Raw genomic sequence first — 17,075 nt, forward strand, 5'->3', positions numbered from 1 at the left:
GAGGTGTTCCATGACCAAGACCCTGTCCCGTCTCGCTGCCCCCGCCATCCCCAGCGATCGCGCGCATGCCGCGCTGCGTCCGCTCCAGCCAGGACATGCCCAGATCGACGGAGGCTTCTGGGGAGAGCGCCAGCACCGTAACCGGATCGCGGGTCTCCGCTCCGGCTACGAGCAGCTCGAGGCGTCGGGCACTTTCCGCAATTTCCGCGTCGCGAGTGGGGTGGAGCAGGGGGAGGCCTCGGGGATGATCTTCCAGGACTCTGACGTCTACAAGTGGGTCGAGGCCGTCGCGTACGAGCTCGGCCGGTCCGAGTCCGCGGACCTGCGGGCGATGCTGCGGGAGGTCGCGGACCTGATCGCCTCGGCGCAGCAGTCGGACGGCTACCTCAACACGGTGCACAGCCTGCGCCACACCCCCGAGGAGAGGTACTCGCACCTCGCCTGGAACCACGAGCTCTACTGCTACGGCCACCTCCTGCAGGCGGCCGTCGCCGCTTCGCGCAGCGCCGGGGACGACCAGCTGCTCGACGTCTCGCTGCGCATCGTCGACCACCTGCGTGGCGTGTTCGGCCCTGGAGCCCTCGAGTCCACCGACGGGCATCCGGTGATCGAGATGGCGCTCGTGGAGCTGTACCGGCTCACCGGGCGAGAGGACGTCCTCGACCTCGCGCGGTTCTTCCTGGACGTCCGCGGCGGGGACGGGGAGTCCTTCCCCGCCGCCAGGCCGGGTCCCGGATACTTCTCCGCGCGGGTCCCGGTGCGCGAGACCACCTCGGTGGAGGGGCATGCGGTGCGTGCGCTGTACCTCTTCGCAGGAGCGACGGACGTGGCGATGGAGGACGGCGACACCGAGCTGCTGTCCCGGTGCGAGAGCGTCTTCGCCGATCTGCTCGCCTCCAAGACGTACGTCACCGGAGGCATGGGCACCCGCTGGGACTGGGAGGCCTTCGGGGACCCCTTCGAGATGACGACGGACCGCGGCTACGCGGAGACCTGCGCCGCCATCGGCGCGGTGCAGTGGGCCTGGCGACTGCTGCTGGCGACGGGGAAGGCCGAGTACGCCGATGCCATCGAGCGTCTGCTGTTCAACGCCTTCCTGCCCGGCGTGTCCCTCGCCGGCACGGAGTACTTCTACGTCAACTCCCTGCAGCTGCGGGAGGGCGCGCTCGCCGACGAGGGCCGCTCGATCGCGCACGGGCGCCGCGGCTGGTTCGACTGCGCCTGCTGCCCGCCCAACATCATGCGCACCGTCGCGAGCCTCGACCATCTCGCGGCGACGTCGAACGCGACCGGTCTGCAGATCCACCAGTTCGCTCCGGGCACCTGGCAGGCAGGGGAGGGCGCGGATCGTCTGCAGGTCACCGTCGCCACCGAGTTCCCGTGGCAGGGGCGAGTGACGATCACGATCGACGCCGCACCCTCGACGCCCCGCACCCTCGCGGTGCGGATCCCCGCGTGGTCCCGCGGCGCGGCCCGGCTCGCCGTCCGCGGCCAGGACGTCGACCTCGCCGCCGACGCCGGCTACGCCGAGATCACCGAGACCTTCCAGCCGGGCGATGTGCTCGAGCTGGCGCTCGAGATGACACCGAGGTTCGTCACCGCGCATCACCGCATCGACGCATCCCGGGGGAGCGTGGCGCTGGAGCGGGGCCCGCTGGTCTACGCCCTCGAGAACGAGGACCAGGCCACCGGCGCGACCGTCGACGACGCCTGCGTCGACGCGACCAGCACACCCGCTGCCGGGGACCCGATCGCGGAGCTCGACGGCGCCGTGCCCCTGGCCGTGCAGGGGAGCATCGTGACCGTCTCCGACGTCGCGTCGGCGTGGCCCTACCCCGTGCACGGCACGGACGACGCGGCCGTCACGCACACGCCGACGACGTGGACGGCCATCCCGTACTACGCGTGGGGCAACCGCACCGTCGCCCCGATGCGGGTATGGCTTCCTGTGGGAGACCAGTGATCCGGTGATGCTGTCACGACGAGAGCTCCTCACCGGGGCGGCCGCGGTCGCCGCCGGAGCGGCCGCGGTCCCGCTGTCCGGATGCAGCGGCGGCCTCGCCCCCACGGACACGTCCTCGCCGGGGTTCGGGGAGGAGGCGAGCGGCACGGTCACCGTCTGGTGCCGCGCCGCGACGCAGGTGGCCATGCAGGACGTCGCGGCCTCGTTCAACGCGCAGAGCTCGGAGCTCGAGGTGGTGGTGGTGCCGGTTCCGGACGCCCAGTACGTCACGAAGCTCGCCACCTCGATACGCGGCGGCTCGGTACCGGACATGGTCGACTTCGACCTGATCAACTGCCCCCTGTTCTACGTGCGCGACGCGTTCGCCGACGTCACGGACCTGATCTCGCAGCTGCCGTTCCTCGACACGCTCTCCGCCGGGCACGTCGGCCTGCTCACGCACGAGGACCGCATCTACGGCGCGCCGTTCCTGGGCGACTACTCGACGCTCTTCGCGAACACCGACCTGCTGGCCCGGGCGGACATCGACCTCGCGGAAGCGGCCCGGAGCCTGCCTGCGCTGATGGACGCCTGCCAGAGCGTCAAGAAGGCGCTGCCGGACGTGCATGCGTGGACGTTCCCCGGCAACGCGTCGGGCGCCATGGGCTTCACGATCCAACCGATGATCTGGGCCGCCGGCACCGACCTGATCCGCGGCGAGCTGGGCGCGCAGGAAGGCAACATCGTCGGCAACGACGTGGTCGAAGCGGTGCTCGAGTTCCACCGCCAGCTGTGGGTGGACCAGCTGGTTCCGCAGCGCACCTTCGTCGAGGACGGGGCGCAGTGGGGGCACGACTACCGCTCCGGCGAGGTCGCGTTCTTCCCCGGGAACTACGGCAGCGCCGTCCAGGAGGCCGACGACGCCTTCCGGCCGCTCTCCCAGAACGTGCTGCTGACAGGGCCCGACGGAGGTGCCGCGACGTTCTCGGGCGGGGACAACCTGTGCATCGTCAATGGTGCCCCCAATGCCGAGGGGGCGTGGGCGTTCATGCGCTACACCCTCGAGCTCGAGGTGCAGAAGTCCATGCCGGAGAGCGGATACATGCCGATCCGGTCCGACAGCGCCGATGCCGAGTTCACCGCCGCCTACGAGCAGGCCGCCGTGCCGGTCGAGAACCTCGACGAGGGGTACGTCCCCACCACCCTGGCCTACAACCTGCTGTACAACCAGCAGGCCGGACCCTGGCTGCAGATGATCCGTCAGGCGGTGTTCGACGGTGACACCGCGGGCGCGATGACCCAGGCCCAGGACGAGTTCGACCGCATCCTCAGCCAGACACAGCTCTAGGAGTACGCCATGTCCGCACTCGACGCAGGCGCCCGCTCGGACCCGCTGGCGGCCGGCCCGGTCCGGGACGGCGCCCGCACGCCGCCGGGACGCCGACCCGTCTCCCTGACCCACCGACCCGTCACGGGGATCCTGCTGATCTCCCCGGCCATGGCGCTGGTGGCGTTCTTCGCGCTGATCCCCATCGTCTTCGCCGCCTACATCTCGTTCACGAACTGGCCGCTGATCGGTGACTACCGGTTCGTGGGGCTGGAGAACTATCGGCTCGCGCTGGCCGACCCCGGCATGTGGAAGGCGCTGCGCTACACCGTCCTCTACACCGCGATCGTGACCGTGCCCATCCTGGTGCTCGGCTACGGACTGGCAGTGCTGGTCAGGGCGAACCGTCCCGGCGCGACGGTGCTGCGCACCGTCTTCTTCACGCCCTACGTGGTGGGGCTGACGACGCTGAGCTACATGCTGGTGCTCGAAGCGCAGCCCGACTCCGGAGCGCTCAACCGGATCCTCGCCGGGCTCGGCCTCTCCGACGGGACCACCGCCTGGCTGCTCGACGGGGTCCTGGCCACCGTGCTCCTGTCGGCACTGGTGATCTGGGCGGTGCCCGGGCTGACGATGATCCTCCTCCTGTCGGCCATGCAGGGCGTCCCGCAGGACGTCTACGAAGCGGCGGACATCGACGGCGCGACCTGGCTGCGCCGCGAGCTCTCGATCACGGTGCCCATCATCCGCCCGGCCATCGGCATGTCCCTCATCATCTCGGTGATCGGCTCGTTCCTGGCCTTCAACCAGTTCTTCATCCTCACCAAGGGCGGTCCCGGCACGGACACCACCACGATCGTCGGCCACATCTACAACCGTGCGTTCGTCGAGCTCCAGCTCGGCTCTGCGACCGCCATGTCGCTGATCCTGGTCGTCTTCACGGCCCTCGTGACGATCGCCCAGTTCGTTCTGCTCAAGGGGAGTGACGACTGATGAGTCGGAAGACCACGGGCACCGATGCCCGGACGATTCCCTATGCGGTGCTCGGCGTGCTGTTCGCGCTGATCTTCAGCGTGCCCCTGCTGTGGTCGATCCTGCGGGCGTTCCAGCCGCACGAGGTGATCCTCGGGACTCCCGGACTCGCGGAGACCTTCGACCTCACCGCCGAGAACTTCGCCGTGTTCTTCTCCGAGTCGACGATGTGGCGACCGGTGCTGAACAGCATCATCGTCTCGCTGTCCACCGCTGCGCTCACCGCGCTCGTGGCGACCCTGGCCGGGTACGGATTCTCCAAGTTCCGCTTCCGCGGTTCGCGGCTCGCGTTCAGCCTGATCCTGCTGTCGATGATGGTGCCGTTCCAGGCGATCCTCACGCCGCTGTACCTGCAGATGAACGCCGTCGGCCTCACCGATTCGCTGCTGGGGCTGATCCTGTTCTACTCGAACTTCGCTCTGCCGTTCGGGATCTTCCTGATGAAGAACACGTTCGACACGATCCCGCAGGCTCTCGAGGACTCCGCGATCGTCGACGGGGTCGGGACGGGACGGATGCTCGTCAGCGTGCTGCGGCCGTTGATCCTGCCCGGGTTCGCGAGCGCGGCGCTGTACGCCTTCCTCACCTCCTGGACGGAGTTCCTCGGGGCGCTCACCTTCCTCACCACCGAGAAGTACTTCACGCTGCCCATCGCGCTGCTCAACATCCAGGTGGGCACCTACGGCGAGGTGGACTTCGGGCAGCTCGTGGCCGGGGCGGTGATCGCCATGATCCCCTGCGTGATCCTGTACGTCAGCCTGCAGAAGTTCTACGTGAAGGGACTCGCGGCGGGTGCGGTGAAGGGGTGAGGCGGGGCCGTGCCGAGCGGCGAGAGCTCTCCGTGGAGCCTCGCCGAGGTGAGGTCCTCGCCTGACCCTGACCGCGCTCAGGCCGTCCCGCTCCCTTCCGGCACCGCCTCCTCGAGCTTCTCCTCCACCTCGGCCTCCCGGCTGCGTCGGTTCCTCGTCGACAGCCGTTTCGAGAGTCCCAGCACGGCGATGAGCAGCACGCCCCAGATGGCGTTCGACGCGAAGGAGGAGCCGGACCAGCTGCCCAGGGCCATGTTGATCCCCGTCTGCAGCATCTGCATCGCTGCGGCGCCCAGCAGGACCGCCCACAGGCGGCCGGCGCCGCCGTACGGATTGATCCCGGCGATGACTGCGATGAGGATCGCCTGCATGAGATAGGAGCTCGCGAAGGACACGTTCGCGGCGTTGGTCGAGGAGAACATGATCAGGCCCGCGATGGCTGCCAGCACTCCCGAGGTGCCGTAGGTCAGCAGGATGGTGCGTCCGACGGGCAGCCTCGCGAAGCGGGCGACCTTGTCGGACTCGCCGAGCGCGTACATGTGGAAGCCGGTGCGGGTCTTCAGGGTGACCACCGTGAGGACGGCGAGCAGTCCGAGGAAGATCACGAACGTCATCGGCATCATGGCGATCGTGGAGGTGCTGAGTCCACTCAGGTAGCCGTTGCCGAAGACGGTCGCACCGTTGGTGATGCCGGTGCTGATGCCGATGAACACGCTCATCGTGCCCAGCGTGATCGGGATCGGATGGACCCGCAGGGTGGAGATCAGGAACCCGTTGACCAGACCGGCCAGCAGCCCGATCCCCAGGGCTGCCGCCGCGGCGGCCAGGAATCCGGCCGCGCCGGCATCGGGTCCCATCGCCTCTCCCACGTACGCCGCGGTGATCGCGGCGGCGTTCGCGACGGCGACGATCGACAGGTCGATCCCGCCTATCAGGAAGGTGATGCCGATGCACAGGGCGAGGATCGCGAGCGGCGCGATCTGGCCCATCATCGACTGCATGTTGCGCAAGGTCGGGAAGGTGCTCGGAGCCAGAGCGCTCAGGGAGGCGGCGAGCACGACGACGAGGGCGCCGAGCAGCGCGATGTGAGCGCGGGGGCCGAGACGTGCCTCGATCATTCGGAGACCACCATCCCTCGTCGACGTTCGTTCCGTCTCTCCCGCAATGCAGGTATTCCCACGCCGAAGAGCACGAACAGGCCGATGAACAGCTGCTGCCAGGCGGTGGGGATCCCGACCAGGACCAGGCTGGATCCCACGATCGTGATGAGCAGGACACCCAGCAGGGTGCCGAGCACGCTGCCGCGGCCACCGGTGACGGCGGTGCCTCCCAGGACCACGGCGGCGAGCACCATCATCTCCACCCCGTTCAAGGAGGCGGGGTCGGCTGTCCTGCTCATGGCGGCGTAGAACAGCCCGGCGAGTCCGGCCAGTGCACCGGAGAGCACGAAGGCGGTGATCCGGATCCTGGCCACGGGAACGCCCATGCGCTCGGCGGCCCCCTGGTTGTCGCCGATCGCGTAGATGTACCGGCCCCACCAGGTGCGGCTGAGGGCGAGCGCCAGGACGACGGCGAGGACGACGAGGATGAGGACCGCACCGTGCAGGGCCACCAGGCGGCCGCCGTCGGAGGTGCGGAAGACGGCGAAGCCGGAGAACTCCGCCATCTGCGCCGGCAGGGTCCGGAACCGCTCGGTGCCCACGAAGGCGAGCAGCGCTCCTCGGTACAGGGTCAGCGTGCCGATGGTGACGATCAGCGAAGGAAGCTTGAGCCAGGTCACGAGGATGCCGTTGACGAGCCCGAGCACGGCGCCGATGGCCACGGCCAGCGCCACGGCCAGGAGGAAGGTCCCCTGGTAGTCGAAGGCGATGAGCGTGACGGTGGTCAGGTACATGGAGCTGACCGCGATCGCGGAGACGGAGATGTCGATCCCGCCCGTCAGCAGGACGAGCATCACGCCGAGGGCCATGAGCCCGAGGTAGACGGTGGAGCGCCCGAGACCGAAGAGGTGGGCGAGCGAGAGGAAGGAAGGATTGGCGATCGCGAAGAGGACGACGGTCGCGATCACGACGGTGACCAGCAGGATCTCGCGTCGTTCGAGGAGGAGGCCCAGAAAGCCCTGACGGGAGGGTGCTGCGGCGGTCTGTGCGCTCATGCCGCCTTCTCCTGCCCGTTGATGTCGATGATCCCGTCCTCGTCGATCTGGTCCGCCGCACGCCGCTGCGTGATGCGGCCGTCGACGACGAAGGCGATGTCGTCACAGACGCTCATGAGCTCGGCGGGCTCGTCGGAGATCAGCAGCACCGCAGTGCCGTCGTCCGCGACGGAGCGGACGAGGTCGTGGATCTCGGCGCGGGAGCCGACGTCCACGCCGACTGTCGGGTTGTTGAGGATCAGCACGCGGGGGCCGGGGGCGAGCGTCCGCGACAGCAGGACCCGCTGCTGGTTCCCGCCCGAGAGCGCCGAGACCGGTGCGGCGACCGTGGGCGTCTTGATCCGAAGCCGCTTGCGCCAGAGACGGCCGAGGTCACCGAGCTTGGCCACCGACTGGAGCCCTCCGCGACCGGCGGTCTGGTCGAGCGAGTTCACGGCGATGTTGTCGGCGATGGACCAGTCGAGCATCAGCCCTTCCGTCAGGCGGTCGTCGGGCACGTACTGGATCGACGGCTCAGAACGGGGGTCGCGCAGCACCGTTCCGTCGAGCTCGATCCGGCCGCGGTCGATCGGGATCAGACCCGCGAGAGCCAGGCCGATCTCGATCTTCCCGCAGCCGACCAGGCCGGACAGTCCCGTGACGCGTCCTGGATGCACCTCCAGGTCGATGTCGGCGAACACGGACCCCAGGCGCAGACCGCGCGCGGCGAGCAGCGGGCGCTCCGAGGGGTCCCATGCCGCGTCGCGGCGGACGTTGGAGACCGCGCCGCCGGTCATCAGCGTCGAGATGCGCTCCTGGTCGAAGTCGGCGGCGCGGCCGCCGGCCACGATCCGTCCGTCGCGGATGATCGAGACGTCGTCCGCGATCTCGACGACCTCCCGCAGCTTGTGGGAGATGAACACGAAGCTCAGGCCCTGGCACGCGAGATGTCGCACCGTGGAGAGGAAGACGTCGATCTCCTTCTGCGTGAGCGCGGCGGTCGGCTCGTCCATGAGGATGATGCGACCGTCTGCGGAGACGGCGCGTGCGATCGCGACCAGCTGGCGCTCCGCCGTGGACAGCGAGCCGAGGCGGGTCGAGGGCGAGATCGACAGCCCGAGAGTGTCGAGCGCCTCCCGCGTCCGCTGCGCATTCCGCGCGCGGGGGACCAGGCCTGCCGGTCTCACCCCGCCGTCGAAGCCGATGTTGTCGGCGACCGTCATGTTCGGGAAGAGCGCGAAGTCCTGGTAGATCACGCGCACTCCCTGGCGCAGCGCGTCGCGGGGCGTGAGGTCCTCGATGAGCTCGCCGCCCAGGGAGACGGTGCCCGCATCCGGCGGATGCGCACCCGCGATGACCTTCGTGAGCGTCGACTTGCCGGACCCGTTCTCCCCGACGAGCGCGTGGATCGTCCCACGGCGCACGGCGAGATCGACGTCGTCGAGCGCACGGACGGTGCCGAAGGTCTTGGTGACGCCGTCGACCTGGACGGCGAGATCCTCGCGGTCCGGGTCGACGGCGTCCGGGTCGTCAGTAGTCATAGTCGCCGGAGTTCTCGGCAGTCACGTTGATCCACGCCTGGTCGCCGTAGACCACCTTGTCCTCGATGGTGATCTCGGAGTAGCCCTCGACGCCGAGGTCGGCCCCGTCCTCGACGCTCTCTCCGTCCAGGAGCAGCTTCGCGATCACGTTCTGGGCGTAGGCGGCGAAGCCGGGGTCCCAGAACTGGATGACGTCGATCGCCCCGGAGTCGAGCAGATCCACGGTGTCCTGCGGGGTCGCCGTGCCGACCACGGAGATCGTGTCCTGCAGTCCGGCCTCCTCGACCGCCTGACCGACTCCGACGACGTCCGTGGACGCCGATCCCTGCACGCCCTTGAGGTCCGGGTGGGCGCTCAGCAGCTCCTGCATGCCCTCGTAGGCTCGCTGAGCGTCGTCCGAGGTCTCGACGCGATCCCCGACGAGCGTCATGTTCGGGTAGTTCTCCTCCTGGTGCTTCTTCGCGGCGTCGACCCATTCCATGTGGGTGGTGGAGGAGAGCGACCCGACCATCTGGGCGTACTCGCCCTCCTCGCCCATGGCCTGGGCGAGCTCGTCCATGAGGTTGATCCCGTACTCGTCGTTCTTGAAGGCCTCGACGTCGTAGTCGGCGTTCTCGATCGTGGGTGCCTCGTGGGTGATCACGATGATGTCGGAGTCCATCGCCTTGGCGAGGACCTGCTCGACGGCGTCGGGCTGGAAGGGGGTCACGCAGATGGCCGTGACACCGGAGGCGATGAGGTCCTCGAGCACGCGCACCTGCGCGGCGGCGTCGGCCTCCGCGGACCCCTGGTAGTAGGCGTTCTCGCCGGTGTCCTCCGCATAGAGCTCGACACCCTCCTCCATGCGGTTGAACCACGGGATGCCGGTGAGCTTCGGGACGGTGACCACGGCGCCGGCCATGTCACCTCCGCCGCCGCCCTCGCCGTCGACGGGAGCGGCGGGATCTGCGCCTTCTTCCGTGGTCCCGCAGGCAGCGAGTGCGGCCGGCAGGGCGAAGACGCCGAAGCCGGCGTAGAACAGGGAGCGTCGGCTGGGTGTGGGGCGAGTCGTGCGGGACATGGCGTCCTCCTGGGTGTCGATGCGATGGATGGAGCGTCGATGCGATGGACGGGGTGACGGTGCGGTGGGCGGTGTTCAGCCGGGCCGGTTCTCGAGATGGTCGACGAGATCGTCGAGGAAGCGGAGCGCCGCGACCTGGCCAGGGTCCTTCCGGCCGACGGAGCGCTCGCCGACCCAGGCCGCGCGCCCGCGGAGCGAGTGCTTCTGGGCGTGGACGTCGACGGCGGAGGAGACGGCGTCGCGGGCCGCTCGTGCTCGGTCGGAGGGTGCGGCCGACGCCGTCTCGCCGAGCGAGGTGCGGATGGCGTCGATCGCGTCGAGGACCGTCTTGTCCCCGACGTCGGCCCCGCCTCTCTGGGCGACCCGCTCCTGGATCTTCTCGACGAGGGGCAGCGGGTCGATCTCCTCGTGCGCGGCGGCCCCGGCCGCGGCGAGGGTCGCCCCACCGATGAGCGCGGCGAACGTCGAGGGATTGGCCGAGGCGAAGGCGGTGCCGGCGGCGCGGAGCACCTCCCGGGCAGAGGCGTCGGCGGGCAGGGCGTCCAGCGCATCGTGGACGGCTGCTGCGCCGGCGGACACGGTGATGCCGAGGTCGCCGTCGCCGAGGGCGGCGTCGAGGTCCCGCAGCTCGTCGTTGTGGGCGGGCAGGCGGGTCGCGACCGCGATGAGCGTCCCACGGAGCGGACCAGGGTCCTGGACCGTCTCGATCTCGCGGTCCCCCCGCGCGGAGTCGAGCGCGGAGTCGACGGGCCGGGTGGTCGGATGCGAGGCGGAGGACGACTCGTCGGAGCCCTCAGCGGACGACGCGGTGGACGTGTCGACGGTGGGGCGGCCGTGGGTGAAGAAGGGGGAATCGGCCGGCTGCGCGATGAGCTCGGAGAGCTCCTCGTCGAGATGGCACAGCGAGACCGAGGCGCCGGCCATCTCGAGGCTGGTCGCGTACTCGCCCACGAAGGAGTGCGCGATCTCGACGCCGCGCTCGGAGAGGGTTCCGTGCACGCGACGGTAGAGGAGGTACAGCTCCTCGAGCGGGGTGGAGCCGAGGCCGTTGACGAGCACCGCGACCTTCTCGCCGGCATCGAGCGGGAGCTCCGTGACGAGTTCGGCCATGAAGCGATCGCTGATCTCGTCGGCGGTCTCGAGCGGCCCGCGGTGATGGCCGGGCTCGCCGTGGATGCCGATGCCCACCTCCATCTCCCCGTCGTCGAGGGTGAAGGTCGGCTCACCGGCCGCCGGGAGGATCGTGGGGGAGAGGCCCACGCCCATCGTGCGGGTGCGATCCACGGTGCGCTGCGCGATCTCGGTGACGGTCTCCAGGTCCTCGCCCTGCTCTGCGGCGGCACCGGCGGTCTTGTAGGCGAAGAAGAGTCCGGCGACGCCTCGACGCGTGCTCGCTCTCTCCGTCGGCGCCGAGAGGATGTCGTCGGTGCCGACCACGGTCGTGGTCCGCACTCCGTCGGCGGAGGACAGGTCCGCGGCGAGGTCGAAGGTGTAGACGTCCCCGCCGTAGTTCCCGTACAGGTACAGCACCCCGGCTCCGTCGTCGCTCGCGACGGTGGCCGCATGGATCTGCTCCGGCGAGGGGGAGGAGAAGACGTTCCCGACCGCGACGCCGGAGGCGAGCCCGCGGCCCACGTACCCGAGGAAGAGGGGGAGGTGTCCGGAGCCGCCGCCGGTGACGATGCCGACGCGTCCGGCGGCGCCGGCGTCGGCTCGCACGATCGCGCGACGGTCGGCGTCGGCGGCGCGCAACCTGTCCGGGTGGGCCAGAAGGATGCCGTCGATCGTCTCGTCGACGAAGTCCTCGGGGTCGTTGATGATCTTGCGCAACACGCTCTCCTTGCCGGACGACAGGCCACAGCTCTCGACGAACGTCGTGGCCATCCCGTCATCCGCGGAGATCGGTGGTGCTGCATGCATCTCCGTGAAATGCTCAGATGAGCACGACGCCGTGCTCCTCTGTGCAAAGCTATGGTGAGTGTGCGGTGGTGTCAACCGTCACATCTGAAAGCATCCGATCTGAGACCTCGGGAGGTGCTCGGCCCGTGCGAACCGCCCCTTTCCTCGGCCATGCCGGCAAGGACGATGCAGCGCACGGCGATGCCCTGAGCGGGGACCAGCTGCTGGCCGAGCTCGGGCGGCTCTACTACCTCGAGGACGTCTCGAAGGTCGATCTGGGCCGACGCTTCGGCCTGTCGCGCTTCAAGATCGCCCGCATGCTCGCCAAGGGCCGCGAGCGCGGGATCGTCCGGATCGAGATCCATGAGCCGACCCAGAACCTCCCGGTGGTCGCCGATCCTCTGAAGACGACCCTCGGCCTGCCGCTCGTGAGGGTGGTCGAGTCCAAGGGGTCGCCGGTGCAGGTGCGCGACGCCGTCGGTCTGATGGGCGCCCAGCTCCTGCGGGAGTCGCTCGAGGGCGGGGACGTGGTGGGCATGGGGGGCGGGAGGACCATGCATGCCCTCGGCGCGCAGATCCAGGAGCCGCCGGCCGTCACCCTCGTGCAGCTCGTCGGCGCCCTGCCCTCCACCTCGCCGACGGCGCCGTTGGACGAGCTCCGCCCTCGAGTGGAAGGCGCGGGAGGAAGCGTCCACACCTTCGGCGCCCCGCTGTTCGCCGGCAGCGTCCAGCGCCGGGACAGCTGGACCTCGCAGATGAGCGCAGTGCGGGAGCTGTACGACGGACTCGACCTCGCCGTGGTCGGCATCGGAGCCTGGGGGTCGGCGCGGTCGGTGCTGCGCACTGCCTACCCGCCGGCGGTGTGCACCCGGATCGATGACGAGGGGCCGGTCGCCGAGATGCTCGGACACTGGTTCACGGCCGACGGCGCCGTCGTCGCGCAGGACGTCACCCGGATGAGCGTCACGACCGAGATCCACCAGCTCAGCGCAGCTCCGCACGTCGTGGCTGTCGCCGCGGGCGCGGACAAGGCGAAGGCGATCCTGGGTGTCGCGCGCTCCGGACTGATCACGGGGCTGATCACGGATCGGCAGGCGGCGGAGCGCATGCTCGAGATCGCCGGCGCCGCGGTGTGAGCCCGCCAGTCACCGGCGCGCGCTCAAGGCACCGCCGAGGCTGGGTGAGGGCGATCTTCATGCGCCGCCGCGATCCGCTGAGGTGATCCTCGCATGTGAACATCGCGAGAACCTCGGTGCGCGACCGCGCAGGGCTGCCACGGGCGCGCCCGTGAGCGTGGTGGCAATCCTGGGGTGGCGTTGGAGCTGCTGGAACGCGATGACCCGTCGCCAGTCTGCGCTGTCCGCGTTCGGCAGTGAACTGCTCCAGGACCGCGACCTCGCCCACGTCGGGGACGATCACGGGCCACCGTGCTGCACCGCTATCCGTGACTCGACGTGCGCCACATCCCTCCACAGGTGGCATCGTGGGGGTATGCGGTCGATCTACGTCGAGCACCCAGTGCAGATGGCATACACCCGCGGGGCGGCGGTGTGGGCGTTCGACGCGGACCTCTGGGGCGTGTGCGTGCAGGCACCGACCGTGGAGCGGGCGACGGCGTCGTGGAGATCCATGCACGGCCCGAGCACGGTCGTCGAGGCTCTGCAGGGTGATGAGCAGGCCTTCGGCCGCGACTTCCTGCCCGCCACGGACGCGGAGGTCGAGCGGACACTCGCGATCCTGGCGGAGCAGAGGCCCCGGGCGACAAGGCTGGTGGACGAGCTGTCCGCAGAGGCGCTCGACGCCGACGACCCGGGCCGCGTGCTGCCGGGGTGGGCGCGCTGGCGCACGATCAGGGACATGCTCTGGCACATCTGCGACACCGAGTCGCGCTACTACCTGCCGATGACCGGCCTGCCCGCCCGCGAGCGGGACGCTGATCTGCGCACGGAGCTCGCTGCCTCCCAGCGTCACGTCCGCTCCGTCCTCCACCGGATGCCCCGCGCGCAGGTGCATCGAGAGCGCGGCGAGGTGTGGACCGCGACCAAGCTGCTGCGGCGTCTGGCCTGGCACGAACGAGGGGAGCTCGACGCCATCGATGCGCTGCTGGCCGCGCGTCAGTAGGCCGCGAGTCGCCGCGCGTACCGGCCGTTCTCCTGCGTGAGCAGCTCGATGTCGCCGACAGCGGGGAGGGTGGGCGGCAGGCTGGTGAGATCGGTGCGCCGGGCCGGGGCCTCGCAGGCCGGCACCTGCTCGGTGCCTGTCAGGCCGGGGAGGTGTGCGCCCCGGCCAACCAGGTATGCGCCCCGCCCTCATCGTGCAGGCGCTGGGCCAACCCCGCGGCGAGGCCTCCGCCGGCGCTCACACCGCCGATCGCGATCCAGCCCGCAGCGATGCGGAGCTCCGCGATGTGGGCGTGCATCCTCTGCCACGCGGCATGCACGTCCTCGTGCGCGCCGAGGACGTCCTCGGGCGTCGCGAGCGCGGCTTCTGACTCGTCCCGGCCGCAGCCGAGCAGCGATGCCCCTGCGACCCAGCGGCGGTGAGCTGCCGGAGGCGGCGCCGAGGCACGGGCCGAGCGTCGGCCCTCATGCGTCAGCCCCGGTGAGCGAGGCGGGCGGCAGCCAGTCGGCACCGAGGAGCTGGGCGATGTCGGTGAGGCCGGCGGTGTCGCCGCCCACGGTGTCGGAGGCGGCGGCGATCCGCTCCACCATCACCTTGGAGACCTGCTCCTCGACGGTGCCCTGGGCGTAGGCGATGTGCCAGGGCGAGACCTGGTGGTCGCGGTGGGTGCGGCCGGTGACCTGCCGGCCCGCGATGCCCGAGAAGCGGGCCTGGTGGAACACGCCCACACGCGGCGCGGTGCTCGCCCGGCGATCGCCCTCGAGGGTCTCCCCGGCGTGCAGGCTGATCGAGGCGACCGTGGTGAACACGCACACCGTCGCCTGCCCGGTCTGGAACTTCAGCCGCTCGGCCTCGACGTCGAAGCGGCCCTGGCCGTAGATCGTGGCGACCTCGAGCCCGGCGTCGCGCAGCCGTTCGGCGATCGGGTCGGCGGCGGTGCCGACGAACTCGACCGAGCAGGCCACCTGGCGCTCGGCCTCGACCTGCTGCGCGATCCAGGCGACGGTGGAGTCGACGCGGATCATCCCGGCCTTCTGTCGGAAGCGCAGCAGCGCCGCCCGGCCCTTGGCGGTGTTGCGACCGCGCCGGGCGATGTCCATCTCGCGGCAGAACTCTCCCCATTCCGCCTCGTAGGCCGCGCGCTCGGTCGGCGTCAGCGTCACCGGCATCCCCGAGATCGGCACCGGTCCCCACGGTGCCGCGCGATGCAGCATGGCGGTGGGCCGCTGGTCCTCGAGCCAGCCGCGCACCCGCGCGAGATCCTCCGCCCGACGAGTGGCGTCGGAGGTCCAGGTCGCGCCGTAGCGTCCCTTCTCCAGGGCGATCCCATGGCGCTCGAGGGCGGCGGCGAAGTCGGCGCCGGGCTGCTTGACCGAGGTCCACTGCGCCATCGGCTCGCCGTGCGCCTGCGCGTAGGCGGGCGCGAGGTAGGGCAGCTCGAGCGGGGTGTGCCCGGGCGTCGCGGTGGTCGCGATGACGAACGGTGCCTTCTCGTGCGGCCGCGAGTGACCGGAGATGCGCGCCCAGAGCTTCCACCGCTTCGTGGTGGTGCGGCGCAGGGCGTGGGCCTCGTCGGCGATGATCACGTCCCAGTCGTGGCCGGCGACCTTCTCGAGCCGGTCCCAGGTGATCACCACCCACTCCAGGCCGGCATCGCCCAGGGCCGTGATGGTGCGGCACCAGTGCCCGATGGTGATCGCGGCGGGACGGTCCGCGACCACCAGCACCCGCTCCGCGCCGCGCAGGTCGCCGACGGCGCTCGCGCCGAGCACGGCGGAGATCGTCTTGCCGACGCCCGGTTCGTCGGCCAGCAGGAACTGGCGCCCGCCGGCGGCGGCGTGCTCGGCGATCGCATCGGCCGCCTCGTACTGGTTCTGGCGCGGTTCGAGCTCCTCGGACGGCTCGGGGACCGGGGCGGGGTCGCCGGGGTTGAGGGTGTTCTCGAGGAAGCGGCCGAGGGTGTGCGGGCCCGGTGCGTAGGGGACGAGATGCTCGGGCAGCGTGCGGCCCACGTGCAGGTGCATCGTCACCGCCGGGTGCCAGGAGGCACCCTCGACCTGCGTGCCGTAGGGCACGTCCAGCACCCACGTCCGCTCGCCCGGGCCGACGAAGGGCAGCGGGCGCTGCGAGGCGCCCATCCGGCGGGGGGACCGGCGGCGTCTGCGGGTGCTGGGACGACGAGTGCTGGCCACCCCGCGAGGGTATCGGGACGTGGCGCCCTGTCGCGTAGCGATCGGCGTCGACCCGCCTCATCGCCCCTGCCGCCGGTACTCCCGCGGCGTCATCCCACAGGCCGCGCCCACGTGCTCGTAGAAGCTCGAGAGCGACCCAAAGCCCGCCGCCTCGGCGATCTCGGTGATGCGCAGCGGGGTGGTCAGCAGCAGTCGCTGCGCCTCGGCGACCCGGCACATCGTCACGTACTCGCCGAGGGTGACCCCGGCGGTGCGGCGGAACACCGTCATCGCGTGCGAGGGCGTGAGGTGCACGGAGGCGGCGATGTCCGCGACCGCGAGAGGGGAGCGGTGATGGTCCCGCACGTACTGCGCCATGGTGCTGACCTGGCGCAGCCGCGCGGCGGGCACGGAGCCGCCGCCGTCGCCCGGCGCCTCCGGGTGCGCGCGGGACGAGGCCCGCAGGATCCTCCGCACCGCCGCCTGGATCTCGAGCAGCGCGATCTCCGCGCTGTCGTCGTCGGCCCTGCTGTCTTCGCCGTCGGCGCTGTCGACCCTCTCCGGCTTGTCGGCCCCGTCGCCCGCGGGCCCGGCCGTGCCCCCGCTCGTCGCGCCACCGGGCTCGACCTCGCCGACCTCTTCGCCCCAGCGCTCGGCCATGTGGGCGATGCGGGCGGCGAGGCCCGGGGCATGGGTGATCAGCGGCTGGGCGCTGAGCAGGGGAGCGGTCTGCGGCTCCGGCAGACCCCAGGCCAGGAACATGCTGAAGGGCACGTGCACCCAGCACATGTCTCCGGTGCGGGAGCCGACCAGGCCGTGGGGCTGGGCGGCCCAGAACACGGCGATCTCGCCCTCGCGGATCGTCAGCGGCTGCCCGCCGAAGAGGTAGTGCAGCTGCCCGTCGAGCACCACGTTGATCTCGACGTCGTCGTGACGGTGCATCGAGAGCATCGGCGGAGGGGGCCCGCGGCGGATCCACAGACCCGGCGGCATGTCCTCCACCGCGTCGCTGATCGGCCACTGCGTCATCCCTGCACCG

Annotated in this window: 15 protein-coding genes; 6 read left to right on the top strand and 9 right to left on the bottom strand. The window is 70.5% G+C overall.

The window, feature by feature from the left end; genetic code table 11:
- Nucleotides 1–10: 10 nt before the first annotated feature.
- From ACT3SP_RS14045 to ACT3SP_RS14060, 4 genes are read left to right on the top strand one after another with little or no spacing between them, the layout of a single operon-like run.
- Nucleotides 11–1,963, top strand: a complete 1,953-nt coding sequence (locus ACT3SP_RS14045) for a glycoside hydrolase family 127 protein (protein WP_444587925.1) — start codon at nt 11–13, stop codon at nt 1,961–1,963.
- Between the two features lie 7 nt (nt 1,964–1,970).
- Nucleotides 1,971–3,290: an extracellular solute-binding protein gene (locus ACT3SP_RS14050; RefSeq protein ID WP_444587926.1), complete on the top strand. Its 1,320-nt coding sequence runs from the start codon at nt 1,971–1,973 to the stop codon at nt 3,288–3,290.
- A gap of 9 nt (nt 3,291–3,299) precedes the next feature.
- Nucleotides 3,300–4,262, top strand: coding sequence for a carbohydrate ABC transporter permease (locus ACT3SP_RS14055; protein WP_444587927.1), 963 nt, complete (start codon nt 3,300–3,302; stop codon nt 4,260–4,262).
- Nucleotides 4,262–5,110, top strand: coding sequence for a carbohydrate ABC transporter permease (locus ACT3SP_RS14060; protein ID WP_444587928.1), 849 nt, complete (start codon nt 4,262–4,264; stop codon nt 5,108–5,110). Before ACT3SP_RS14055 ends, ACT3SP_RS14060 begins: the two co-directional genes overlap by 1 nt.
- Before the next feature lie 77 nt (nt 5,111–5,187).
- On the opposite strand, the gene ACT3SP_RS14065 is transcribed toward ACT3SP_RS14060, so the two are convergent.
- The 5 genes from ACT3SP_RS14065 to ACT3SP_RS14085 form a co-directional block, all read right to left on the bottom strand.
- Nucleotides 5,188–6,228, bottom strand: a complete 1,041-nt coding sequence (locus ACT3SP_RS14065) for an ABC transporter permease (RefSeq protein WP_444587929.1) — start codon at nt 6,226–6,228, stop codon at nt 5,188–5,190.
- The gene (locus tag ACT3SP_RS14070) at nt 6,225–7,265 is read right to left on the bottom strand and encodes an ABC transporter permease (RefSeq protein ID WP_444587930.1); all 1,041 of its coding nucleotides are present in this window, start codon (nt 7,263–7,265) and stop codon (nt 6,225–6,227) included. Before ACT3SP_RS14070 ends, ACT3SP_RS14065 begins: the two co-directional genes overlap by 4 nt.
- Nucleotides 7,262–8,785, bottom strand: coding sequence for a sugar ABC transporter ATP-binding protein (locus tag ACT3SP_RS14075; protein ID WP_444587931.1), 1,524 nt, complete (start codon nt 8,783–8,785; stop codon nt 7,262–7,264). Before ACT3SP_RS14075 ends, ACT3SP_RS14070 begins: the two co-directional genes overlap by 4 nt.
- On the bottom strand, nt 8,775–9,845 hold the full coding sequence (locus ACT3SP_RS14080; protein ID WP_444587932.1) for an autoinducer 2 ABC transporter substrate-binding protein: 1,071 nt from the start codon (nt 9,843–9,845) through the stop codon (nt 8,775–8,777). The genes ACT3SP_RS14075 and ACT3SP_RS14080 overlap by 11 nt, the downstream gene beginning before the upstream one ends.
- 75 nt (nt 9,846–9,920) lie before the next feature.
- Nucleotides 9,921–11,678 carry a dihydroxyacetone kinase family protein gene (locus ACT3SP_RS14085; protein WP_444587933.1) on the bottom strand — a complete coding sequence of 586 codons (1,758 nt, stop codon included), beginning with the start codon at nt 11,676–11,678 and terminating at the stop codon, nt 9,921–9,923.
- Between the two features lie 212 nt (nt 11,679–11,890).
- Here ACT3SP_RS14085 and ACT3SP_RS14090 point away from each other — a divergent pair, with 212 nt between their 5' ends.
- Together ACT3SP_RS14090 and ACT3SP_RS14095 are read left to right on the top strand one after the other, a co-directional pair.
- Entirely contained in the window at nt 11,891–12,880 is a 990-nt protein-coding gene (locus tag ACT3SP_RS14090) for a sugar-binding domain-containing protein (protein ID WP_444587934.1), read from the top strand.
- 388 nt (nt 12,881–13,268) lie between these two features.
- Nucleotides 13,269–13,865, top strand: coding sequence for a hypothetical protein (locus ACT3SP_RS14095; protein WP_444587935.1), 597 nt, complete (start codon nt 13,269–13,271; stop codon nt 13,863–13,865).
- On the opposite strand, the gene ACT3SP_RS14100 is transcribed toward ACT3SP_RS14095, so the two are convergent.
- The 4 genes from ACT3SP_RS14100 to ACT3SP_RS14115 form a co-directional block, all read right to left on the bottom strand.
- Nucleotides 13,859–13,990 carry a hypothetical protein gene (locus ACT3SP_RS14100; RefSeq protein ID WP_444587936.1) on the bottom strand — a complete coding sequence of 44 codons (132 nt, stop codon included), beginning with the start codon at nt 13,988–13,990 and terminating at the stop codon, nt 13,859–13,861. The genes ACT3SP_RS14095 and ACT3SP_RS14100 overlap by 7 nt on opposite strands.
- Before the next feature lie 14 nt (nt 13,991–14,004).
- Nucleotides 14,005–14,184, bottom strand: a complete 180-nt coding sequence (locus ACT3SP_RS14105; protein WP_444587937.1) for an alpha/beta hydrolase fold domain-containing protein — start codon at nt 14,182–14,184, stop codon at nt 14,005–14,007.
- 145 nt (nt 14,185–14,329) lie between these two features.
- Nucleotides 14,330–16,057 (bottom strand): helicase, encoded by a 1,728-nt coding sequence (locus ACT3SP_RS14110; protein ID WP_444587938.1) that lies wholly within the window; start codon nt 16,055–16,057, stop codon nt 14,330–14,332.
- Nucleotides 16,058–16,114: 57 nt separating this feature from the next.
- On the bottom strand, nt 16,115–17,065 hold the full coding sequence (locus ACT3SP_RS14115) for a helix-turn-helix domain-containing protein (RefSeq protein ID WP_444587939.1): 951 nt from the start codon (nt 17,063–17,065) through the stop codon (nt 16,115–16,117).
- Nucleotides 17,066–17,075: the final 10 nt, after the last annotated feature.

Origin of the sequence: Brachybacterium sp. AOP43-C2-M15 (assembly GCF_052446295.1) — a bacterium.
In the GTDB taxonomy this organism is placed as follows: domain Bacteria; phylum Actinomycetota; class Actinomycetes; order Actinomycetales; family Dermabacteraceae; genus Brachybacterium.

Excerpts from the sequence above, each read along its gene's own strand:
- ACT3SP_RS14115 (WP_444587939.1), bottom strand. The coding sequence starts at position 17,065 with ATGACGCAGTGGCCGATCAGCGACGCGGTGGAGGACATGCCGCCGGGT.
- ACT3SP_RS14045 (WP_444587925.1), top strand. The coding sequence starts at position 11 with ATGACCAAGACCCTGTCCCGTCTCGCTGCCCCCGCCATCCCCAGCGAT.
- ACT3SP_RS14075 (WP_444587931.1), bottom strand. The coding sequence starts at position 8,785 with ATGACTACTGACGACCCGGACGCCGTCGACCCGGACCGCGAGGATCTC.
- ACT3SP_RS14070 (WP_444587930.1), bottom strand. The coding sequence starts at position 7,265 with ATGAGCGCACAGACCGCCGCAGCACCCTCCCGTCAGGGCTTTCTGGGC.
- ACT3SP_RS14095 (WP_444587935.1), top strand. The coding sequence starts at position 13,269 with ATGGCATACACCCGCGGGGCGGCGGTGTGGGCGTTCGACGCGGACCTC.
- ACT3SP_RS14055 (WP_444587927.1), top strand. The coding sequence starts at position 3,300 with ATGTCCGCACTCGACGCAGGCGCCCGCTCGGACCCGCTGGCGGCCGGC.
- ACT3SP_RS14065 (WP_444587929.1), bottom strand. The coding sequence starts at position 6,228 with ATGATCGAGGCACGTCTCGGCCCCCGCGCTCACATCGCGCTGCTCGGC.
- ACT3SP_RS14060 (WP_444587928.1), top strand. The coding sequence starts at position 4,262 with ATGAGTCGGAAGACCACGGGCACCGATGCCCGGACGATTCCCTATGCG.
- ACT3SP_RS14050 (WP_444587926.1), top strand. The coding sequence starts at position 1,971 with ATGCTGTCACGACGAGAGCTCCTCACCGGGGCGGCCGCGGTCGCCGCC.
- ACT3SP_RS14080 (WP_444587932.1), bottom strand. The coding sequence starts at position 9,845 with ATGTCCCGCACGACTCGCCCCACACCCAGCCGACGCTCCCTGTTCTAC.